At 41.8% G+C, this 23,461-nt stretch carries 18 protein-coding genes and 1 pseudogene; 7 read left to right on the top strand and 12 right to left on the bottom strand.

Annotated elements, in window-relative coordinates; genetic code table 11:
- Position 1 precedes the first annotated feature (1 nt).
- Positions 2–682, top strand: a pseudogene (gene ulaG, locus N5E84_RS21085) (L-ascorbate 6-phosphate lactonase); the annotation flags it as partial.
- Between the two features lie 101 nt (positions 683–783).
- Here the strand turns inward: ulaG and glgX are convergent.
- Positions 784–2,745, bottom strand: a complete 1,962-nt coding sequence (gene glgX, locus N5E84_RS21080; protein WP_410001443.1) for a glycogen debranching protein GlgX — start codon at positions 2,743–2,745, stop codon at positions 784–786.
- A 474-nt stretch (positions 2,746–3,219) separates the two neighbouring features.
- Between glgX and N5E84_RS21075 the strand changes: the two genes are divergently transcribed.
- Together N5E84_RS21075 and N5E84_RS21070 are read left to right on the top strand one after the other, a co-directional pair.
- A complete protein-coding gene (locus N5E84_RS21075; RefSeq protein WP_026028891.1) occupies positions 3,220–4,494 on the top strand; it encodes a carbohydrate porin in 1,275 nt (424 codons plus the stop codon).
- Between the two features lie 65 nt (positions 4,495–4,559).
- On the top strand, positions 4,560–5,411 hold the full coding sequence (locus N5E84_RS21070; protein WP_019282355.1) for a MalM family protein: 852 nt from the start codon (positions 4,560–4,562) through the stop codon (positions 5,409–5,411).
- A gap of 148 nt (positions 5,412–5,559) precedes the next feature.
- On the opposite strand, the gene N5E84_RS21065 is transcribed toward N5E84_RS21070, so the two are convergent.
- From N5E84_RS21065 to N5E84_RS21050, 4 genes are all read right to left on the bottom strand, one after another.
- Entirely contained in the window at positions 5,560–8,025 is a 2,466-nt protein-coding gene (locus tag N5E84_RS21065; protein ID WP_013868348.1) for an amylo-alpha-1,6-glucosidase, read from the bottom strand.
- Between the two features lie 19 nt (positions 8,026–8,044).
- Positions 8,045–9,076, bottom strand: a complete 1,032-nt coding sequence (locus N5E84_RS21060) for an IS630-like element ISVa15 family transposase (RefSeq protein WP_026027704.1) — start codon at positions 9,074–9,076, stop codon at positions 8,045–8,047.
- A 124-nt stretch (positions 9,077–9,200) separates the two neighbouring features.
- Complete coding sequence (malE, locus tag N5E84_RS21055) at positions 9,201–10,379, bottom strand: maltose/maltodextrin ABC transporter substrate-binding protein MalE (RefSeq protein ID WP_026028892.1); 1,179 nt, start codon at positions 10,377–10,379, stop codon at positions 9,201–9,203.
- Positions 10,380–10,702: 323 nt separating this feature from the next.
- The gene (locus tag N5E84_RS21050; protein ID WP_069212215.1) at positions 10,703–11,620 is read right to left on the bottom strand and encodes a LysR family transcriptional regulator; all 918 of its coding nucleotides are present in this window, start codon (positions 11,618–11,620) and stop codon (positions 10,703–10,705) included.
- A 218-nt stretch (positions 11,621–11,838) separates the two neighbouring features.
- Between N5E84_RS21050 and N5E84_RS21045 the strand changes: the two genes are divergently transcribed.
- Both N5E84_RS21045 and N5E84_RS21040 read left to right on the top strand, forming a co-directional pair.
- On the top strand, positions 11,839–13,476 hold the full coding sequence (locus N5E84_RS21045; RefSeq protein ID WP_019282474.1) for a glycoside hydrolase family 13 protein: 1,638 nt from the start codon (positions 11,839–11,841) through the stop codon (positions 13,474–13,476).
- A 329-nt stretch (positions 13,477–13,805) separates the two neighbouring features.
- Positions 13,806–14,951 carry a tetratricopeptide repeat protein gene (locus N5E84_RS21040; RefSeq protein ID WP_019282475.1) on the top strand — a complete coding sequence of 382 codons (1,146 nt, stop codon included), beginning with the start codon at positions 13,806–13,808 and terminating at the stop codon, positions 14,949–14,951.
- Positions 14,952–15,062: 111 nt separating this feature from the next.
- Here the strand turns inward: N5E84_RS21040 and sstT are convergent, their stop codons facing one another.
- From sstT to N5E84_RS21015, 5 genes are all read right to left on the bottom strand, one after another.
- The gene (sstT, locus tag N5E84_RS21035; RefSeq protein ID WP_026028166.1) at positions 15,063–16,280 is read right to left on the bottom strand and encodes a serine/threonine transporter SstT; all 1,218 of its coding nucleotides are present in this window, start codon (positions 16,278–16,280) and stop codon (positions 15,063–15,065) included.
- Positions 16,281–16,634: 354 nt separating this feature from the next.
- Positions 16,635–17,078 carry a copper chaperone PCu(A)C gene (locus N5E84_RS21030; RefSeq protein ID WP_019282476.1) on the bottom strand — a complete coding sequence of 148 codons (444 nt, stop codon included), beginning with the start codon at positions 17,076–17,078 and terminating at the stop codon, positions 16,635–16,637.
- A gap of 1 nt (position 17,079) precedes the next feature.
- On the bottom strand, positions 17,080–17,688 hold the full coding sequence (locus N5E84_RS21025; protein WP_019282477.1) for an SCO family protein: 609 nt from the start codon (positions 17,686–17,688) through the stop codon (positions 17,080–17,082).
- Positions 17,685–18,113 carry a hypothetical protein gene (locus N5E84_RS21020; RefSeq protein ID WP_019282478.1) on the bottom strand — a complete coding sequence of 143 codons (429 nt, stop codon included), beginning with the start codon at positions 18,111–18,113 and terminating at the stop codon, positions 17,685–17,687. Before N5E84_RS21020 ends, N5E84_RS21025 begins: the two co-directional genes overlap by 4 nt.
- 143 nt (positions 18,114–18,256) lie before the next feature.
- Positions 18,257–19,177, bottom strand: a complete 921-nt coding sequence (locus N5E84_RS21015) for a DUF368 domain-containing protein (protein WP_017042156.1) — start codon at positions 19,175–19,177, stop codon at positions 18,257–18,259.
- Positions 19,178–19,830: 653 nt separating this feature from the next.
- On the opposite strand from N5E84_RS21015, the gene gltS reads away from it, so the two are divergent.
- Entirely contained in the window at positions 19,831–21,057 is a 1,227-nt protein-coding gene (gene gltS, locus N5E84_RS21010) for a sodium/glutamate symporter (RefSeq protein ID WP_029388284.1), read from the top strand.
- 44 nt (positions 21,058–21,101) lie between these two features.
- Here the strand turns inward: gltS and N5E84_RS21005 are convergent, their stop codons facing one another.
- A complete protein-coding gene (locus N5E84_RS21005) occupies positions 21,102–21,845 on the bottom strand; it encodes a flagellar brake protein (protein WP_017042158.1) in 744 nt (247 codons plus the stop codon).
- Positions 21,846–21,981: 136 nt separating this feature from the next.
- Here N5E84_RS21005 and N5E84_RS21000 point away from each other — a divergent pair, with 136 nt between their 5' ends.
- On the top strand, positions 21,982–22,269 hold the full coding sequence (locus tag N5E84_RS21000; RefSeq protein WP_095661354.1) for a GNAT family N-acetyltransferase: 288 nt from the start codon (positions 21,982–21,984) through the stop codon (positions 22,267–22,269).
- On the opposite strand, the gene N5E84_RS20995 is transcribed toward N5E84_RS21000, so the two are convergent.
- A protein-coding gene (locus N5E84_RS20995) for an IS3 family transposase (protein ID WP_095661212.1) occupies positions 22,241–23,391 on the bottom strand; the annotation gives its coding sequence in 2 pieces (ribosomal slippage) (positions 22,241–23,148 and positions 23,148–23,391; 1,152 coding nt in all). The genes N5E84_RS21000 and N5E84_RS20995 overlap by 29 nt on opposite strands.
- Between the last annotated feature and the right edge of the window lie 70 nt (positions 23,392–23,461).

The raw sequence follows: 23,461 nt of genomic DNA, 5'->3' as shown, positions 1-23,461 counted from the left end.
AGCTGTGCTGCAAAACTGTGGTGAGCATGTGAAATTTATTGGGCCACAAGCTTGCGTTGACCTGTGGCAAGGCTGGGGAGTACCGAGTGAGCGCTGCATTGTGGCGAAAGTGGGTGATTGCATTGAAGTCGGCGATATCAGTATCCGAGTGCTGGACTCTTTTGATCGCACTGCGTTGATTACGCTGCCTAAAGGTGTTTCATCTTATGATAAGGGGATTCTTGATGGTATGGATGATCGCGCGGTCAACTACTTATTGGAAACCTCCGGTGGCTCAATCTACCATTCAGGTGATTCGCATTATTCGAACTACTATGCCAAGCATGGTAATGACTACAAGATTGATGTGGCGCTGCTCTCATACGGTGAAAACCCACGAGGCATCACAGATAAGCTGACTGCATCTGATATTTTGCGCGCAGGCGAGGCGTTAGATTGTGAAGTGGTGATCCCATTCCATCACGATATTTGGGCTAACTTCCAAAATGACCCGCGTGAAATTGAAGTATTGTGGCAAATGAAAAAAGATCGTCTGCAATACGGTTTTGCGCCATTCTTTTGGCAAGTGGGTGGAAAATACACCTACCCAAGCGACAAAGGACGTATGCATTACCAGCATTTCAGAGGCTTTAAAGACATTTTTGTCGATGAACCAGAGCTGCCTTTCAAAGCATTCTTGTAATATTCTGAAAGCAAAAATTAGAGAAGAGAAAGAGGCCAATTGGGCCTCTTTGTTTATTGGTAATCTCTTTGCTTATCGGTAATGATGTGCAGCACTTGATTTTATACTTCAGGTTGGTAGTGCAAAATTGTCATTGATATAGGCGACTGTAACAACTCACCTTCTGCATGGCCGGGTTGTACGTTACGTAAATTGGTATCGCATATCACTTCCCAGTTTTGGTTACGATCTTTAGGTAAAGTAAAACGAGCGGGTGCATTGGTTTGGTTGATCAAATAGAGCATTTCAGCCCCATCCGATCCAATGCCCATCTGCAATGCCACAGAACTTAAGCGGTTCCAATCATCATGTTCCATCAGTGTGCCATCCACGCGTCGCCAGAATACGCGGTTGGCATTACGTTCCTCACCACTAAAAGCACGAATAAAGGGCACCATATAAAGGTGTCTTGCCGCCACCATTTGACTCAACCAATGTTTGAAGTAGCTTTTGCGTTCGGTCATGTTCCAGTCAAGCCAACTGATCTCATTGTCTTGGCAATAAGCGTTGTTGTTACCTTGCTGAGTATGAGAAAGCACATCCGCGGTGAGAATATGAGGAATGCCAAAAGCAAAAAGTAAGCTCGCCATCATATTGCGTTTTTGCTTTTCGCGAGTTGCTTTTATCACCATGTTCTCTGTTTCGCCTTCGACGCCATAGTTGTCGGAGCGATTGTCACCGTGACCATCTCGGTTTTGTTCACCATTCGATTCATTGTGCTTATGCTTGTATGACACCAAATCTTGCATGGTGAAGCCATCATGATAAGTGATGTAATTGACGGTCAGTTTGTAGGGCCAGTTGGCGGCACTGTACAAGTCGCGCGAGCCCATTAAGCGTGTGGCGAACTCTTTTAAATAGCCTTGATCGCCGCGCCAGAAGCTGCGTGTGATATCACGTAATTTGTCGTTACATTCATTCCAACCGAAAGGAAAATTGCCTACTTGGTAACCGTTTGGACCAATGTCCCAAGGCTCTGCAATCAATTTGACTCGTTTTAACGTTGGATCTTGCGCCACCGCTTTAAAGAACGCAGCATCGGGGCTGAAATTATCGCCATTTCTTCCAAGCGTTGCGGCCAAATCAAAACGAAAACCATCGACTTGGTATTCGCTAACCCAGTAGCGCAGCGTGTCCATGACTAGGTTAAGGGCGGGTTGATAAGAGAGATCAATGGTGTTACCACAACCGGTAAAATTCGCGTAATGTTGGCCGTGTTTTAGATAATATTTAGGGTCGAGTGCTTTTAAATTGAAAATAGGCCCATCTTCGCCCCCCTCTGCTGAGTGGTTATAAACCACATCCAGTATCACTTCAATTCCGTGACGGTGCAGTTCTCTGATAGCCGTTTTCAGTTCCGTTACCGCATCTTTTTGCGCATAACGTGGATCTGGCACCATAAACAGATAGGGGTTATATCCCCAATAGTTGACTTTGCCCATATCCAATAGATGTGGCTCATGCATACAAGCCGCGATGGGCAGTAGCTGTAGTGTGTTGATGTTTTGCTTGCGATAAAACTCCAGCATCTCCTCACTGATTAAGCCTAAATAAGTACCTTGTTCTGCTTTAGGCACTCGTGGATTGAGTTTGGTCACTCCTTTGACATGGGTCTCAAACAAAATAGTCTTATCGCGAGGTATGTGTGGTTTTTTAGTTGATTGCCAATCGAATTGATCGTCAACCACGATACACTTAGGCAGCTCGAAACTCTTTTTTGAACTAAATGGTGTTTTATAGCCTAAGTTTTTATCTATCGCCTTCGCGTAGGGGTCGGAAATATAGTGCGGCTCGTCACCATTTAAAATGAGGTAACCGTATTTTTGCCCTGCTTTAATGTTTGGCACATGAGTGTACTTCACGCCCGCATATTCATTCTCTAACTCGTGGGTGGTGAAACTTCCCTGTTGATCAAACAGAGCGAGTAGAAGCTGTTTATTTGCTGGAGCATGAATAGCAAAATTGCAACCTGTGTTGTCAAGGGTTACACCGAGTGGGTAAGGGCTAGAAATAGTACATTTCATATGGGCATCTTTAATTGTTATTTTGCTGCACGTCATCGCTTTAAGTAAAAAGCTTTGTTGATATTAGGTCAAGCGCCCAATGAATAAAATTTGAATGTAATTTTATTTCATTTTAATGATGTTATTGGCCCTAAATAGTGATCAATAAGGCATTTTGTATTCTATTTTATAACCATTAACTGATCTCCTCCCCCTGAAATCCGTGATCTGTGCATTAAAAACGCCATACTATAAAATTACTCATCCTTTCTCCTCCCCCCCAAATTACTTTGAGGTGGAGGAAGCAAGCCTATTACGCCTTTAGTAACCTTATCACTGTTGAAACAACTGGGGACTTGGTCCCGTCTTACCTCTTCTTTTAGCGTCTATCTGTCAACTGCCTTGCAGGTTCCAATAGGAGAAGAGTGAAAGTTTTAAATGCTGTCCGTAGTTAAAATTTTCCATAAATATAAATCGTCCTTAATGGAGTTAAGAATGAAAAAAGTAAGTGTAATTGCTGCCGCAGTGGCTGCTACTCTAGCAGCAGGTTCTGCTTTTGCTGCAGAAACAGATGTACTAAAAGACGGATGGGAAGTTCATGGGTATGCTTCAATGAATTTCCGCATGGTTGATGGTGAAACTGTTGATACAGAGTTTGGTAAACCAGATTACAAAACAGCGGGTACTCATGGAAAAAGCACCAATCAGGTTGAGTTTGTAATTAAGAAACACACAGAACATGAAAATGGTGTTTGGTCAAATTTCACTGTTCGTTCTGAATACGGTAATGGTAACTCGTACGCTTATTCTTCATCTGGTAGTCAAAAAGCCAATGACACTGCACAATTTGAAGTGAAAGAAACTTTTGTTGAAATCGGTGGTTTATCCTACTTAGGAGAAGACACATCTATATGGGCTGGTCAACGTTTCCTAAACCGTGCTGCTGGTATTCTTTCTGGTGAATTTTGGAAACAATCTTCTGGCGTAGGTGCTGGTGTTCAAACTAAGCTTGCTGGCAATACTGCAGGATTTGCGGTGGTGGTTGCCGATCCTGATGCAGGTGCAGCAACGACAAACCCTGAACGCACAACGCTTTCATCTTACGATCTGTACTACTACGGTGTCGATGTTGGTTTTGGTAGCTTAGACTTTGATTTTAAATACATGGAACAAGCGAACAAAGACAGTAAATCAGATGATGGTTTTGGCGCATCAATCACGTTAAATTCTAGCTATTACGGCTTGGATGGTTGGGCTCAATCTGCTATTGCATATGGTAAAGGTGTTGCGCAAAACCGTGGTGTTAACTTTGGTGGCTGGTCAGGCGGTGATGATAAGCAAGAGTCTATTTTCTTGACTTCTTACGGTGTACTGAATATTTCCGAAAACTGGCAAATGGGCTCTGAAATTACCTATTTTGGTGCGCTGGATGAGTTATTTGGTGCTAAAGATTTGAAACGTTATATTGCTGCTGTTCGTCCATCGTATAAAGTGAATGATAACCTACGTCTTGAAATGACAGGTTCTTATGCTCATGAAGAGGGAGCTGAAGGTTACTGGGGTCGTACTGGTGAGGCACTAGAAAGCGATATTTTCAATGTGGAATTAGCTGCGGCATTTACAGTCAATGCTGATTACTTCGGTCGTCCACAAATCAAACCATACATTAGCTATATTTCTGCTGATGATGAAGCAAGCGCATCACAAATTGGCATCAAAGATGGCAAAAATGAAACAGTTATCGGTGTCCACACTGAAATCTGGTTCTAACTCAACTAAGATTTAAGGCAGCCTATTGGCTGCCTTTTTTGCTTTGTAAATGATAGAGAATAACGATGAATAATAAAAAATCATTAATGACCCTTATCCTCGGAGCAGCTTTGACTGCCTGTAGTTCAGTTCCATCTACCTCAAACCTTTCGTCTACTGAGGCTATCTCATACGCAAAAGTATGCTGTAATAATTATGCTGACTTTCCTTGGATTGAGCTACAAAGCAATGAAAGTATCGAGTTTGATATTGATGAAAGTGCCCCTATTGGCCACTTTACAGATGGCAATAGCTATTTTAATGCTTTTCAGCTCCCTCAACGTTCAGCAAAAGTGCAAATACAGCTTAGTAGCTACATGTTTGATAAAGCGGTATTTTTGCCAAAATTAATTATGTTAGATCAGACGTTCAATATTGTTTCTGAAATTGATTTACCACAATTTAAAATTAAAACCTCGGATGCTTTTACAAGAACACAATATTATGTAAACGTTCAGGTAGACTCTAAGCAGACACCTTATTTTATCATTTACTCTCCAGAGCAATATTTTGGGAAAATAATCAAGGTCGATCATCCAGCGAAGGTTAGAGCTAAAGATCTTGGTGAAGCGATGCCAATGGTCACGGACCCTACATATATATCATCCCACTTTGGTCAATTTAAACTAGAAATCAAGACATTATCTTTACAGTCTCATCAAACAACGAGGAAAATTGAAAAGCCAGCATCAGAACAAACTGCAGCGGCAGTAGCAGTAGTTGTGCAGATAGAAACGAAAAAATATTATATATCAGCTATTGAAAATGCCGTCAATACTGGTGATGTAGCAAAAGCTCTAAGCTTATTAGATGAAGCGAAAATGTTGAATGTTGATGGTGCTCAGCAAGCATTTATTAAAGCCGTTAATGCCAAATAATTAAAAACTTAAGGTAAGCGTTATATTGGTATGTCATCGTTTTTATGGATGATTCTTATCCTAGATTTCTATATCCCTGATGGGCACTGAATGGTGTGGTTTCTGATATATAAGCTCCTTCATTGATGATGAAGGAGCTGTGGTTATACTAATCAACTGCCTTTTGTAAGTTTTGACTATGACGCTTGGTTTGAAGGTAGTCGTTCTGCTTTAAAGAATTATGCGTTAAATGCCAATTGGGATAAGTGAACTTTAATTTAGAGAGTTCAGGATAAGATGGAGCCACTACTTTTTTTACAATAATATCATTTCTGTTGAATTTAATATCATCAGTGTTTACATCTAGTATTATTTCCACGTTTTTTGTTAAGTCGCACTCAATATTTATTTGATAATTCCCCAACTCCAATATGAGATTCAATATGAGATCAGCCCTCAGGTATCGTGGATTGATCATATAACTAGCCTTACCATCGCGGCATTGCCAGTTGAAGTATAAATTCTCATCTTGACCATATGGGAGGGTCGCACTAAAGCTTGTCCAGCATGACGGTAGTTTCGGTGAAAGATTAATCTTATTTTTCGACAATTCTGGTTTAAAGCCTAGGTAATCTTGTTGAGCATTTCGTGCATATTCTGAAACAGACCAGGCTTGAGCATAGGTACCTGTTTCTATCAAGTTGTCTTCATCATGTTGATAAGCATCGAGGTTTTCACTCATTGTGCCACGATGTCCTTGCTGCAAAATTTGTTTGGCTAAGTTTTTGGATAATTGAAAAGCCAAATCTTGCTTGCTAAAACTTGTTAATGCACTGACGGTAAAACCAGCGTTCCAACCCCAAATCGTACCGTTATGGTATGCCGCATCTTTATGGTACTCAGAGCGATTATCATGGTAGGGGTGAAAATCTTCGTGATATTGCTCTAAGGAACAAATACCCCATGGAAATAAAAGATGATCAATGCTATTTCGAATAATAAATTGCCCAATTTCTAGTGGGAGAAAGGCTTCTGTCTGTGGGATAGATAGTACCATTAATTGATTTGGACGTACGCTATTATCTGGTATATCGAACTCTTTTAGATGATCAGCTAGTTGTTTTTTATCCTCATCCCAAAATTTTCTGATAAAACTCATCTTTAATTTTTCAGCTAATTTTAAATAATATCGATGATCTAGATCATTTTTATTCATTTCTGCCAGACGTGCCGCAACATGAAAGCTTTCAAATAGCAATGCTTGAATATCATTAGCTTTCGGTCCGCGAGGAGACCATGGAATTTGACCTTTGATTTTTGCATCCATCCAGGTATCGGGATGACGATGTTTTAGTAACCCATCTTCACTAAGATAATTACTTTCTATCCCATCAATAAATCGTTTTACAATCGGATAAATATCCTTTGCAAAAGCGATATCGCCACTGTAATTAATATATTCCATCACCTCCCTAATCATCCAAGGCGTACCATCGGTCGTGTTATATATTATGTCCGTTTTGCTCGTTACTCGATTGGGAATACGACCGTAATTGACTGAAGTATGATCTTGCATTTGCATGGAAGCAAAATTTTCAATGATTGCTCTGGACTCTGGAAATTGACCATTAATGAGACTTGTCCCAGATAAGGCTATGAACGTATCCCTTCCCCAACAGTCTTTGAACCAAGGTAAACCAGCCCATATACCAGAACCAAACTCTTGGTTCACAAATGTACGACTTGCCAATCTAGACCACATCACGGCTCGGTTATACTCCAGATCGTTGGTCCATAGATAATTACGTGTCAGAAAGCGATACAGATTGTTTTGAAAAATAATATTTGCATGGTTTTGCGCTGCGAGTTGAGCTCCTTTTATTGCCTCTGTTTTGGTGCTTTCAAAGTAGAGGTAAATGACTAGTTTTTGGGTTGATTCAGTGGAACTAATCATCAGCTTTACATTAGAATCACTTAAACCCATTAATTTAGAGGTGGTTGCACATTCATCGGTTGCCATTTCTTTGGCAATAACGGATTGATTTGCGCTAATCGCAATAAAACGTGGTTCTTCGCTAACAGAATTTGCGTCATTTACTTCATAGATAAGGACGTCATCGATGCATTCAGGTTTGCTTGCATTTACTAATATATTAAGCTCAGGGAGTATGGCAAGAGATTGTTTGGACTCAGAGGTGATGGTGAGACAAGCAAGTCGTTGACCTTGTAATAAGCTCAAACATTCTACAGAAGATGTACCAACATAGTGATGTTCAATGCCAAAAGGCATCAAGCGGGCTTTACTGGCTTGTGTTTTATCATTGATGTTACCGTTTACAAATGACGCAAATTGACCTAAATACCAACCTTGAGAATGACGGTAATTACCGCTTGAGCTGAAGCCATAGGTATGTCCTTGATAATATCCATCCACGCCATCGCTGAATACATAAGAAAATTTTGAGGTACTTTCTATTGCTAGATTTGAAAATAAATTTTCTAGCTCTAAAGTGCCATCAATTCTTGGTGTACTCGGTTCTACACCACATATCGGCGTGAACTCCTTACAAATGAGAAGGCGTGTTTGTGTTTGGTTTATTGAGGTAATTTGAGAATGTCTATATTTTGAAGTCATGACCGATACCTATACCGAATCAACTTGAAGATGCAGGCTTGAGAACCTGAAAATGATCATTAATTCGAGATGTCAAAGAGCCTGCGATCTCTGGAAGAGTCACAGAAAAAAATTGGTCTATTGCCGCCTTGAAGTCCCGTTTTCTTTTGAAGTAAACGTTGTTCCTCGACTTCTCATTCATTACTTTCCATAGCCGCTCTATTGGGTTGAGGTTTGGACTGTAAGGTGGAAGATAATGCAGTTTAATATTCAGGACAAACGCCGCATCTTTGACTAAGTCACTGCGGTGATATCCCGCACCATCTAATATGATATGAAGCTTATGGGCTAACGAATAACTCTCTCTTAACTTACAGAAAAAACGAACAATCGATTCACTGTTAATGCTCTCATAGTCGTGAACAATGGTTGCACCAATATCCGACAGGTTCAGTGCGCCAATAATGTTCAATCGGCTACGATTACCCGTTGTTTCAATCACTTTATCCTGACCAGTACGTATCCAGCCATGCGATATCTTTGTTGATAGTGTTGGGTGAACTGCATCGATAAAGACTATCGATTCATCCTCGCCACAGCTTGCCTTTAGCGCTTCATACGCCTCTATGAATGCTTGCTGTTTTGCTTCATCAAACTTGTGTGGTATGCCTTTCGGTTGCTTGTAGCTAAAACCATTATGGTGAAGCCATTTGTTCATACCAGAAACAGTATAATCAAGCCCAAACGTCTCTTTAACATAGGCGACAATTTGATGAGTATGAGAATAGGTTTTCTCAGTCAAATGCTCGATTAGGTGCATGGTTTGAATAGCAGAAAGCTTGCTTTGGCTTCCTCCATTCTCAGGCTTAAGTTTTTCAGAAAGTACGTAGTCACTGAGGTGACGTGCAACGGTCGATTCATGAATACGAAGAGCTTGTGAAATCATAGTCTGACTCCAGCCTTCAGAAGCCAGCAAAACAGCCTTAATACGGTCGCAAACTCGACTATCACGCTCAATGTCGTGCATCTGTTCGAGTTGCAGTTTCTGTTGAGGAGTCAGTGTGATTTTCATGGTTTGTAGCATGATCCTGATTCTATTGAAAATCAAGCATCTTCAATGATCACGGGTATATAAAAAGGGGTACAGTAGACTGTACCCAAAGGTGAACATGAAAATTGTGCTTGTTGGGGATGAATTATTTCGTGATTTGTTTCGCTGCCATATCTAATGCTTCTTTGACACCTTGTTTTCCTTGCATCGCATTATCAATCGCTGCCCCTTCGGCAAACCAGTATGCTGTCATCTGTGGGATATTAGGCATAATTTCACCATTTTCGGCGTTAATCATAGTGGCTTTGATTCGCTGATCTTGTTCTAAGATTTTTTGAAACGATTTTAACGTTACTGCGCCAAGTGGCTTATCGTCATTCATGATTTTTAGTGCATCATCTTGAAAGACATAATTTTCTAAAAACTCAACGGCAAGATCAGTATTCGGGCTGGCCGAATTAATCCCAGCACTTAGAATGCCAACAAAAGGATTACCTTTGCCACCGTTTAGCGTTGGCAGCTCTGCAACGCCATAATTTATGCCTAATTTATCTAAATTACCCCAAGACCATGGGCCGTTTATCGTCATGGCCACCTCTCCTTTGCTGAATGCAGCATCAGAGACGGCATAATCCATGTTTGGGTTCAATACACCTTGATTAACCATATTAACTAAAAACTGCAGACCGTTGATTCCTGCTTCATTATTAACTCCGGTACTTTTGGCATTGTAACCCCCTACAATTTTTTCAAAAGCATAGGCACCGCCAGAGGAAATAACAGGCCAAGTAAAGTAAGCATTTTTAATATCCCACATGATGGCTTTTTTACCCTGTTTCTCCATTGTATTATGAATACTGACTAGTTCTTCCCAAGTTTTAGGCGGTGTTGGTAACAGATCTTTATTGTAAATAAGAGAAGGGGCCTCAATAGCAAGAGGATAGCCAACCAATTTTCCATTAACGGTAACGGCATCCCAACTGAAATCGACCAACTTTTCTTTAAATTGCTTACTTGGTTTGATTTCGTGAAGCAAGCCTGCTTCTGCATAGCCACCGAATCTATCGTGTGCCCAAAAAATAATATCAGGACCACTGCCAGTTGCAGCGTGCTGTTGGAATTTCGCTTCAAGCGATTCTGGATGCTGAACAATGATTTTAATTCCAGTATCTTGTTCAAATTGTTGGCCTATTTGCGCTAAGCCATCATAACTTTTATCACCGTTAATCCAAATGGTGATTTCACCTTCTTGCATCGCCATCAGTGGTGCCGCCATTAAAGTGGCCAGTGTACAGATAGACAGATTCTTAATTGAATTTTTCATCACTATTTCCTGTTTTACCTAGGCCCGAAGCGAATATGGTACGCATGAGTCCTTGAGTGTAAGTCCTGTTGAAAATATAACGGCTTTTGCTTGCAATAAGAAATAGATGAAAGTGAGTTTGATATAGATTCTATCAATATCATTGCTCTAATATTGATAGAATGTAACTACGGTAGATAACACGGTGAGTTTTTCTACTTTCAAAAGTGTGAACCAAAACAAAAACTATTGTTGTAATGCCCGCTTTGTGTGCCGGAAGCCTATGTTATCAAGGCTTTAGTCCACACTGATCTTCAATAATTTGTTTAGTAGGGTGTTAGCCTTCATAAGGAAGAGGTATACTTCGTTAGTATTTCAATAAAACTGGTAATTTTTGGGTCAGCTATGCCTTGTTTAATATAAATTCCTACATTACCTTTTTTCTTTTTGTTGATGGTTAATGTTGCAATATTTCTTCTGGCCATCCAATGGCACATTTTATCGCTATATGGCATTACAGCGTTAGCCATCTCTAATATATCTATGCTAGCAAATAAAGAATCGACATCATAGATGGCTCTTTTACTCTCTCTTTGTTCCGTATATTGTTTAGCCAGTGATGCATGTTCAGCCAACATTGTACGATGTCGAGAATGATCCGGCGTGACGCGGATGAGAGGGTATTGGGCTTGTTCAATCAGAAGTTCATCATCACTTTTTTTTGTATTCAATATCGGATGGCTTGAACATACAAAAAATGCTTCTTGGTCTCGGAACAAAGGTTGGAAATGGACTTTACACCTTTCGTGTAGATCTTGAATTTCATGGCCAATAAAGAGGTCAATATCTCCCTGCACCAAATGATGGATCAAAGAAAGGTTATTGCCAAATTCCAAATGTATTGAACAATTAGGGGTGTTTTTTTGATATAGGCATACCGTATCGCGAACAAATAATTCCCACCACGCTTCCCCAGTGCCAAGTTTTAATTTTCCTTGATGTCTCTCTTGCATATCGGTGAACTGATGTAACAGTTGTTGCTGCTTTTCTTGTTGCTCCTGCACATACTCCCTAAATAGTTTGCCATAAGCGCTGAGCTCTACACCTTTTGAGCGGCGAATAAATAGCTCAACTCCAAGTTCATGTTCAAGCTTTTTAATTGCTGTGGTGAGAGATGGTTGACTGATATGCAGTTTCTCTGCGGCTTGCTTAATATTATTTTCAATCGCAACCATCAAAAAATATCGAAGGGATTTATCCATGCTGTTTTATCTTGTCTTCTGCTTATTGCTATCATGTTTGGCATAAATCACATTTTAGGTGATGTTTTTTTAATCTCTTTGCATGCAGAGAGGCCTAACTATAGTGATTTTTCTTATGATATAGGTATTGGCTATATCATATGGGGAATGTTCTATTGTTACTTTGCGTCAGCTCTCATTATGATGAGCAATAAATTAATTTACAAAAAGGCAATATCATGGAACCCAAATGGTGGCATAGCGCTGTGGTATACCAAATATACCCGCGCAGTTTTTACGATTCTAATCACGATGGTATCGGCGATTTAAATGGCATTATTAGTAAGCTTGATTACCTTGCAGAGTTAGGCATTAACGTTATTTGGCTATCTCCTGTTTATCAATCTCCAATGGATGATAACGGCTATGATATTTCTGACTACCAAGCAATAGCTCAAGAGTTTGGTTCCATGGAAGATATGCAGCGTTTACTGAGCGAAGCACAAAAACGCAATATTAAGATAGTGATGGATCTTGTCGTTAATCACACATCGGATGAACACCAATGGTTTTTACAAGCGAAGCAATCGCGAGACAATCCGTATCGAGATTACTACATTTGGCGGGATGCAAAACCGGATGGCAGTGTACCGGATGATACAGGGTCAATTTTTGGTGGCAGTGCTTGGCACTGGGATGAGCAAACGCAGCAATATTACTTCCACCTTTTTTCTAAACGTCAGCCAGATCTGAATTGGGAAAACCCTAAAGTGCAGCAAGAAGTGCACAGCATGATGAACTGGTGGATTGAACAGGGTATTGGTGGTTTTCGATTAGATGTTATTGATTTAATTGGCAAAGAAATTGATAAGGGCATTACTGGTAATGGCCCGAGCTTGCATCCGTTATTACAGCAAATGAATGCCGCCACCTTTGGTAATCAAGATCTGCTGACCGTGGGAGAAACTTGGGGAGCCACACCAGACATTGCAAAACTGTACAGTGCGCCGAGTCGTCGTGAGTTATCGATGGTTTTCCAATTTGAACACATCACTTTGACGTGGGAGCATGGTGACAAATGGAATCCTATTCCGTTAGATCTTAAGCAGTTTAAACAGGTATTAACCAAGTGGCAGATTGAGCTTGCCGATCAGGGTTGGAATTCATTATTTTGGAATAATCATGACCTACCACGCGCTGTATCTAAGTATGGTGATGATAAACGCTACCGAGTTGAATCTGCGAAAATGTTGGCAACGAGCTTACATTTTCTGAAAGGCACGCCTTATATTTATCAAGGCGAAGAGATTGGTATGACGAATGTGGCCTTCGATTCGCTCGATCAATACCGAGACATCGAGACGTTAAATTTTTATCGTGTGAAGACAGAATCGGGCGTTTCTCATCAGCATATGCTGGATGCTATTCATCAAAACAGCCGCGATAATGCTCGAACGCCAATGCAATGGTCAGCGGATAAACACGGCGGATTTACTCAAGGTTCTCCGTGGATAGAGGCGAATCCTAACTACCTAAAAGTCAATGTTGAACAAGCGCTCGCTGATAAACAATCGATTTACCATCACTATAAAAAGTTAATTGCACTGCGTAAAAAACACCTGTCCATCGTCTATGGATCGTTCACGCCTTTATTTGAAGAACATGACCAAGTGTTTGGCTATGTGCGTGAGTACCAAGGTGAGCAAATTGTCGTGGTCAGTAATTTTTCATCGGCCACGGTTTGTTTAACAATACCCGAAAAGTTTCAATTGAGAGCGGTGGAGTGTTTGAGCTCTAATTATCAAGAGATTGAAAAATTAGAAGAAAACCTAGTACTCGAGCCTTATCAATCCATCGCGGTTTTGATGAGAGAGTAAAGTGAGTGGCTCATTTTTGATCTGGAATGAACGCAGCGATTTGGCTGCGTTTTTTCATTCATTGACCCAAATCGGAATCTATTCCTCAATTAGTGTGATTGTGCGTAACACTCTTGAAAAGAGTACGGTACTATCTTAGTGCTAAGGCTATGTGGCTTAATTAATCCACGAGCATTAGATATAGAGTGGCCTCTCTGTTTTGGATGAACGAATTTGACTGTTTCGTATGCTTTAAATGGTTCGAGACAGAATGAATGTGGTCAGACTTTTTCAAAGATTGAGAAAAATGGTCGATAATGAAGTTAATCAGCTAAATAAGATTTGAATCAATGAGCACTATTGGGATTGCCATAGGCGCAACCGGGTTATCACTTATCCTCATCTTCGTGTGGATGTTTTCGCTCTCTTTGCGCAAAAAACGCTTAGAGGAAGAGAGAAAAGAGAGAGAAATCGCTTATCGCAAAGCGATAGAAAAATCACGTGAACAAGAAAGACAAGATCGCTTGTTTAAGGCCGAAACAGGCCATGTGCCGACGATTTTGTATTTAGCGAAAGAAGCCGAACGAACCAACCTCAAAGAGGCGATGTACTGGTATGACAAAGCGGCAAATTATGACAATGTTACGGGAATGTATGGTGTTGTTCGGATTTGCCAAAAGTTTCGAGATGATCTGATTTTGCGGGAAAAAGAGAAGTTTTGGCAGACTTGTATTGCAGGCATTGAAGGTAACTTAACCGCAAAGTATGAAACTGGCATGGCCTATATTCATGGCCGTGGCGTGGAAGCGAATACTGCGAAAGGAGTCTCGTTAGTACAAGAGGCTGCGGAAGCGAATTTGCTCGACGCTGTGATTTTTATGGGGGATTGGTGTGTTTCACATGACAATATTGCGCCATCACCAGCGGATTCAACATTTTGGTATTCCAAAGCCGCGAAGCTAAATAGCCCGATAGGACAGATGAAACTAGGCTTGAATTACCTTAAGGGTGTTGGTGTCGCAATGGACCACAGTAAAGCTTGTTATTGGTTAGAGCGAGCTTCTGAAAAAGGTCATGTAGAGGCGATGTATCACGCAGGAGAAGCTTGGATAGATAAAGGTTCAAATGGCAATGCTATTGCTTATATTTGGTTATTTTTATCGGCTCATTTTGGTTTTGAACCGGCAAAGGTGCTAAGAGATCAAGTGGGCTCACGTATCGGTGTCGATTCTGTTGTGGGGTTGCAATCGTTGGCCAAACCACTCATGAAGAAAATCGGCGCGGGTACTGTAAGTAAACACTCAATTATTAAGGCGCTGAACAAGCTCTACAAACGTGGGATCCCTATCCCAGAGAAAGGGGAGTTACCTGATGAAGACGATCTCTCATTGAGCGTAGTGGCGGATGCCTCCGAAGAGCTTTTGTCATCCAAGCCATCTGATGATCATGAGGTTCTAACGCGATTAGATTTCTCCAATACTTCAATGGACAGGTAATGTTGGATCGATAAAGTGGCTAAGCACTGTAAATAAAAAATCTCTGAAATGAAAATCCCCAGCGAATCGACTGGGGATTTTTGTTGGTATCGGTTTTAGTGTATCGAATGATTATGCTGATTTATTGTGCTCAGCTTGGCAAACCGCAGCGGTGAAGACAACATCTGTGGAGCTGTTGAGCGCTGTTTCAGCTGAATCTTGAATCACGCCTATGATAAAGCCAACGGCAACAACCTGCATTGCTACGTCATTTGAAATGCCAAATAGCCCACATGCGAGCGGGATCAGCAGCAGTGAACCACCTGCCACACCGGATGCGCCACATGCAGAAACAGCAGCAACGATGCTCAGTAGCAAGGCTGTCATCAGGTCAATTTCAATACCTACTGTGTTTACTGCAGCTAGGGTGAGAACCGTGATAGTAATGGCGGCACCAGCCATATTAATGGTCGCACCGAGTGGAATCGAGACTGAATAAGTATCTTCATCCAGTTTTAGTTTCTCACACAATGCCATGTTTACTGGGATGTTGGCGGCGCTTGAACGTGTAAAAAATGCGGTGACACCACTTTCACGCAAGCACTGGAACACCAATGGATACGGGTTTTGGCGAGTTTTCGCGTACACAATGATTGGGTTGACAACTAATGCGATGATCAACATAGCACTGAGCAATACGAATAAAAGGTTGGCATAACCAGCCAAAGATTCAAAGCCAGTCGTGGCAAACGTGGATGCAACCAAGCCGAAAATACCAAACGGTGCTAGGCGAATAATAAAACGCACAATTTGTGAAACGCCGTGGCTTAAATCTTCAAATACGGCTTTAGTTGTTGCTGAGGCATGGTGTAAAGCTAAGCCCAACCCAACAGCCCATGCCAGAATGCCAATATAGTTTGCACTCATTAGAGCATTGACTGGGTTATCAACCAGCTTAAACAGCAGGGTATTAAGCACTTCAGCGATGCCTTGAGGAGGCGTTGCACCTTCTGCCCCCGCAACCAATGTTAAGGTTGTAGGGAAGATAAAGCTCAATACAACGGCAGTAAGAGCGGCGGTGAAGGTCCCAAAAAGGTAAAGCACCACGATTGGGCGCATATAAGTGTGTTGGTTTTTCTTTTGGTTTGCGATGGACGCGGCGACCAAAATAAACACGAGGATCGGCGCTACGGCTTTAAGTGCGCCAACGAAAAGGTCGCCAAGTAGGCCGACGCTTTTCGCATCATCGGGTGAAAGGGTTGCTAATATCCCACCGAGAACGATACCGGCGAGTATTTGCAGAACCAAATTGCCACGCGCAAAACGGGCGAAAATATTGTTGCTTTGCATAGTTATCCCTGCAATAAATCGAATTACATCCTGCATGACCTAAATACTACGAAGTCATAGCATCGGTTATGGTAGAAAAATAGAGTTATAGTGACATCAGTGAGCTCCACTGAAGGGGGTAATGATATCTACGCGGGATATTGTGTCTAGAATTAATTGATAATCAGCACAAATAATTAATCAATGTGTGGAAATGCAATCGATTTCGAGTGAAATGTAAATAAAATGTAGCATTTGTGGTGGTGGAATGATAAGCCTCTCGTCGGGATGTCTCGCTCTCGCCATTAGACTGGTCAATGAGCGTTTAGTGCGATGATAAAAGAGGGTAAGCCAACATCGCTCACCCTCTTCTTTTTAATGGTGTGCCATACCACTCATCACTTTTTTTACTGGTGCAGTAATGGTTTGCTGCTCACCATTGGCAAAGGTCAGTTGTACGTCAATCTTTTCACCTTCAACCAGTGGTTTCTTCAAATCAAAAAGCATGATGTGCAAGCCGCCCGGTTTGAGTTCGACGTGCCCTTTGGCCGGAATTTTAAATTCAGTGAGTTGACGCATTTTCATCACATCTCCTTCGGTGATTACATCATGCAACTCAACTTTCCCTGCCACATCGGTGTTGGCCGATACAATGAAACGGTCCGTTTCACCTTTATTCATGATTTGAGAAAATACTGCGCTGGTGGTGGCGGTTGGTGCGGTAGCACGTGCGTAAGGGTGATGTACCATAATATCTGTGTTCGCAAAAGCAAGTGGGCTAAAGGCAAGGCTTGCTAAAAAAAGAGCATTGAGCTTCATGTTATTTTCCTTGTGATGACGTCATTATTGTTTTGATGGCTTCAACAATGGGAGCCGGTGAAAGCGTGTGTGGAACTTTAGTGATTAATGTTCCATCTGGTTGTAAAAAGTAGAAGTAGGAGCTGTGATCTAATGTGTATTTCAGTTCAGATCCCTTTAATTCGGTTTTACGGAAAATGACGCCATACTGATGCGCCAGTGGTGTTGTAATGTCTAAAGGAGCAGAAAGTCCCTCGATCATAGGGTGGAAATATTGGGCGTATTGATGAGAAGCATCAGCAGCGTCACGCTCTGGATCGAGAGAGATAAATAAAGGGCGCAGCTTTGCTTTGGTTACATCATCCAGTTGATTGAGTGCACCTGCTAACATAGCCAGAGATGTTGGGCAGACATCTGGGCAGCGTGTAAAGCCGAAGTAAACAACACGTATGCGTTCATCTTTAGTATCAAAAATAGAGATGGGTTGATTTGCTTTGCCAAATAAAATTACTTCAGAAGATGAGCTATTACCGCCCTCTAAATCCATACTTTGCTGCGTATCAAAATAGGTTTTTATGCCAAAGCCTAATACAAACGCAATCACCAATGCCAGAGACCAATTTTTACTCATCTTTCCATCCTTATTGCCGGGAATACTTGGGTACGACCATCAGAGAGCTCGCCAATCCATGTCATTTTTTCAGTCGTGCAAACTGGGAGTACAATCTGTGCTGTGTAGAGCCCGTCTTCCTGCGGCGTCAGTACATATTTCGCGGTGCCCATCTCCATCTCTAGCCCATTGAGTGTGAGTGTGAGTTTACTTGCATTGGCTTGCGGCCATTCAACGGTCAGAGTGTTAGCCACCAAAGGTTGAGATTTATCGTGTGCCAATGTCATGACAACATCTCCTTGTCGGCAAGGGGTACTCGACAACTGGCAATATCGATTAATGTCTGGAGAAGAGTTTGCTGAAGAGAGCCAATTGAAAATATCGCTGCTAAAGTAACCCGCTAGCAGGGCTAGAACAAAGACGCCGATTTTGATTGCGTTGTGCATGGGGACAATCCAAGCGGTTATAAAACGCGAATGTTATCACAGCTATCTTTTTGCAGTGGTGACGAATGGATAAAATGTGCAATAAATCAATATAGAAAAGGTGAGTCTCCCCACCTTTTCTCATTCATGCTATGCGGTGTGATTTACACATCGTGATGTTTTGCATATTGCTCCAAGCCAAGCACGAGGGCAACAGCGCAAAGCATCAATAAAATGGCTACCAGCAGTTGCGAAGGCTGTGAAGTGATGGACTCAAATTCGAATGGAGAAAGGTTTCGCTGTAGCAAAGGAACGAGCTCGCCGTGAGAATTGGTTCGCCAAGTGAGCGTTTCTTTCCAAGGCCAGATTTTGGGTAAGGTGCCGATCATTAATCCAGTAAGAAAAATTAAGGTCAAGTCTCTAAATTGTTTGAGTAACCAAGATAATACGTGAGAAAAACTCAGTAAACCACCGACACATCCGAGTAAAAAGAGTGCCAAAATATCGGCTTGCATCTCTTTCACCGCGCCCAGTACCGGTGCGTACATACCAATCAGCAACAGGATAAAACTGCCTGAAATTCCCGGTAGAATCATGGCGCAGATGGCAATAGCACCGGCTAGAACTGTGTTCAGCGCTGTTGGTTCCATCTGCATTGGGTTAAGCACCGTAATACTGTAAGCAAACGCAATTCCCAGCAAAGCGAAGAGCAACCGAGAAAGTTTGAACTGCTCAATTTGTTTCACAATATGGAACACCGAAACCAGAATTAAACCGAAGAAGAATGACCAAATGGGAATAGGATGCGTGGCTAACAGCCAAGAAATGAGTTTAGCCAAAGAGAGGATACTGGTGAATATTCCCCCAAACAGTGCGAGCAAGAAGAAGCCATTAATATGTTGAAATGCGGCGGCTAACCCATCTCGTTTGACTATGCGCAATAAACTCGGGTTAATCCTACGAATACTTTCAAGCAAAGTGTCATAGATACCAGTGATGAATGCAATGGTTCCACCCGAAACACCCGGCACAACATCGGCGGCGCCCATGGCCATCCCTTTTAAAAACGTACTGAAATAGTTCATTGAATCTGCATGATTAAGTGTATGTGCCGGAAGTATATAATGAAATAACTAAGAAATGCTTGTACAAAAGATGAGTGAGTGGTGCTGGCTTAAGGTGAAAAAGCGCAGAAAGTTAGTTTGTTTTATAGCAACTGAGTGAGTATTGTTTTGCATTCGTTTCGCATAATGCAATTTGCGTAATGCGAAAAAGTACTACATTTTGATGAATTAATGCGATGCACAGCTAAAAAACAGACCTTTTTTAGTTGGCATACTTCATGCATAATGCTATTCGACCCTTCTTAAAGCCGAGGGTCACCTAGCCAACTGACGTTGTTAGTGAATGAATTTGTTCACACTATATATAAGCCAATCGCATCATTGCGGTTGGCTCTTTTTTTGTCTGTTAGGTATGATACGCCTCCTCGCTCGTCTAATGAGAGTTTGCAAATGACAATCAAAAGCCGTGAGCGAAGATGTTTTTCGAGCAAAACCAGTTAGGCCATATGTTCGTAAAACCCATCAAATAAACATCGTATGTCATTGTAAATAAACAATATCCATAAGGATGATCCGTATCGATCAATCGTATTTTTTTTCGAGTTTATCAAGCTTTTCTTTGATGATCTCCAAACTCATTAAGGAAGATGAGTGAAGCAGTAATAAGAGGTTATATGCACCATTTAATTTCAATTGGGCCCCTTGAGTCTTTCTTAATCGCTATTAGCGTGCTTTTTTTAGGTCACTTTATTAACGCAAAACTGCCTATCTTGGAAAAATTCAACATTCCTGAGCCCATCGTCGGTGGCTTAATTGTCGCTTTCGCGATCACTCTTCTACATTTTTACGGCTTAGATTTAGAGTTCTCATTGCCGTTGCAGAATATTTTTATGCTGATGTTTTTCAGCACCGTAGGCCTTGCGGCCAATTACACTCAACTGGTTAAGGGTGGAGTAAAAGTCTTTCTTTTCCTCGCCGTTGCCTCGTTTTATATCATCATCCAAAATGGCGTCGGTGTATCGTTAGCGACGGCTCTTGGTCTTGACCCACTGATGGGGTTGATCGCCGGTTCTATTACCCTCTCGGGTGGACACGGTACGGGAGCGGCGTGGGCTCAAATATTCAACGACAATTATGGGCTTAGCAATACGCTAGAAATTGCCATGGCCTCAGCGACCTTTGGTTTGATCATTGGTGGGATTATCGGTAGCCCAGTAGCTCAAAAACTCATTAATAAAAACGGGTTTGAATCTGAGTATGGACGAGGGACCAAAACGCACGATAAGTTCCCAGAGCTGGTTACGTACAATGAATATGAAGAAGATAAAGTCACCGCAAAGAAAGTGATTGAGGGTTTGTTCATCCTTCTTATTTGTGTCACTGGTGCTAAATATTTAGAGCAGTGGGTAAGTGCATTTGAAATCAAATGGTTGATGATCCCTGATTTTGTCTATGCGCTTTTCATCGGCGTGTTCATTACCAATATACTTGAATTGACGAAAGTTCATAAAATTGATGCTGAAACCGTTGATATCTTAGGTACCGTTTCTCTATCACTATTTCTTGCTATGGCGCTCATGAGTTTAAAGTTATGGAATATTTTTGACTTGGCAGTTCCATTTCTGGTGATTTTAGCGGTGCAATCGGTCGTGTTGGGTATTTTTGCTTATTTTGTGACTTTTAAAGTGATGGGATCAAACTATGACGCCGCTGTGATCGCTGGTGGGCACTGCGGCTTTGGTCTTGGAGCAACGCCAACCGCTGTGATGAATATGGGATCGCTAGTGACACGATATGGCCCATCACCACAAGCGTTTATGGTCGTGCCAATCGTTGGGGCATTCTTTGTAGATATTGTGAATTTGGTGATCTTACAAGGGTATATTTCGTTTCTCGGTTAAAAATAATAGCAATACACCCTAACTTATTGGTTAGGGTGTATTGCTTACTTCAGCGTTAGTTTTGTGCCATCAAACTTCAATTGGCTTAATAAACTCTTTGCATTTTTGACACCTTCTTCATCAAACTGCACTCCGTAACGAGCATAGTGCAGTGAGCGTTGCAAGTTACAAACTTTACCCATCAAAGGCGCAAAGAATTGGCTGCCGCGAGGATCCGTAAATAATTCGAGACTAATCTTATCACCCACTTGGAAAGTGCGCCCAAGAGGAGGTGTGACAAAACGACAGCCACTTTTGGAGAGATCTCTTACCTCACAATCCGACTTATGCGTTCCTACCGTTGCTTTTCCTGCTAGATTCACATCGTAACGAGCTTCTTTGCGCAGTTGGGTCACTTGCATGCTGTTGGGAATGGATAACATGGCGAGCGGTATAGGCTCTTGCAATACATGTAACAACTGGCTACGAAAATGGATTAAAGCCCCTTCGCCACGTGGTGAAATAGCTCTGATATTCATCCAAAAACCTTCTTGGAAGAAAAAAGAGAGATCATCTGCGGAAATTTTAGGAATTTCTACAAGGAGATGGGAATGAGAGTAGGTACCGATAAATGACGTTTTACACTGGAATTTCGTACCAACGGGAGTGGTTATACTTAAGGTTAGTTCGCTACTGTGTTCAACCATAGATAACGCATCAGTACTATTAAGTGTCGATAGGGTTTTATTACGTTCGGTTGAACGGTTTGGGTTCTGTTCATCTTTCAGCACTGCCGACTGCGATTCCATCTTAATTTTCTCCGTGATGCAGTAGCTGCATTTTATTCTAATTTTTGTAATAGTTTAAATTCTAGGGGTAGATGTTGGAAGATTCAATTCTGAGAATATCAATTTATTTGATTTATATATCAATTAGGACGTTATCATGATTCATGAAGTGCAACATGACATACAAAATTGTCAATATAAAGTACATCTTGAGGGAAATCTATTCGCAACTGTGACATACCAACAACAGGATGAAGTGTTGTTTATTACTTCGACTCGCGTACCGGATGAACTTCAGGGTAAAGGATACGGAAAAATAATGATGGAGAGTGTATTACCGCAAATTGAAGCGCAAGGTTACACCATCAAACCTGTCTGTAGTTATGTGATCTGCTCCAGCCAGACTGGACACTTCATTAAGCGACATTTTTATTTTCAAAGTTAACTGGACTTAGATACCCAAGAGCACTGTGCCTTCTTGTCCGATTATAATCAACCTCGATGTATTCAAAGAGCGTTTGACGCATCTCGTCTCGCGTCATGATCGGCTCATATTGGATCGCTTCAACCTTCATTGAATGGAAGAAGCTCTCAACACAAGCATTATCCCAGCAGTTTCCTTTCCTACTCATACTTTGCTTTAGATTATAAGCGGTTATGATGTCTCGATAATCTTTTGAGCAGTACTGACTACCTCGGTCACTATGAACGATCACCTGCTCAGGGAACCCACGACGGAACAAGGCCATTGATAATGCATCGCAGACCAGTGTTGCGGTCATTCTGGTATCCATAGACCAGCCGACTACTTGCCTTGAATAAAGGTCAATAATTACCGCCAAATACAGCCAGCCTTCACTTGTCGCAACATAGGTGATGTCTCCCGCCCACTTTTGATTCGGAGCCTCCGCGTTAAAATCCTGAGCTAGCAGGTTCGGAGCAACTGGCATTTTATGTTTGCTATCCGTAGTGCACCTAAACTTACGTGCCGCTTTCGGCGTTAAATCCTGACGCTTCATACTAGCGGCAATGGTTTTAACATTACGGCTATCACCGTTCTCTGCCAGCTCTTTCTGGATACGCCTTGAACCATCACGGCCTTTGCTGTTGTCAAAAGCCTTTTTGACCTTCGTATCAAGCTCTTGGCGAGTTACCTCGCGCTGAGTGGCCTTGTGGCGATGCTTAATCCAGTAATAAAACCCACTTCGTGAAACCCCGAACACCTTAGCCATGCGGACAGCACTGAAGCACAGCAGGTGTTCGAGCATAAATTCGTAGCTATCTACTTTAGATTTTTCGCGAAGTAGGTGGCGGCCTTTTTTACGATATCTAGCTCTTCAGCTTGCTCGGCCAATTGCCTTTTGAGCTTTGCGACTTCAGCGGCTAGATCTTTTTCCCGCTGACTGGTGCTAGTATCTTTCTTGGCTGCTTTACGCCAACCGTAGATCTGGGATTCGTGTAACGAGAGATGCTGCGCTGCCGTAGCTACTCCCAGCTTTTCTGCTAGCTTCAGTGCTTCTGCTTTAAATTCAGCAGAATGGAGAATACGTTTTTTCTTGTTTGTCATGGTTCACCTCATTAGTGATTGTACTCACTTAATTAGGTGTCCAAAACTGGTGGTGCGGATCAATGTTGTG

Origin of the sequence: Vibrio sp. J502 (genome assembly GCF_025397955.1) — a bacterium.
GTDB lineage: Bacteria > Pseudomonadota > Gammaproteobacteria > Enterobacterales > Vibrionaceae > Vibrio > Vibrio anguillarum.
Note: the sequence above shows the minus strand (reverse complement) of the source record. Positions and strands in the feature narration are given on the sequence as shown.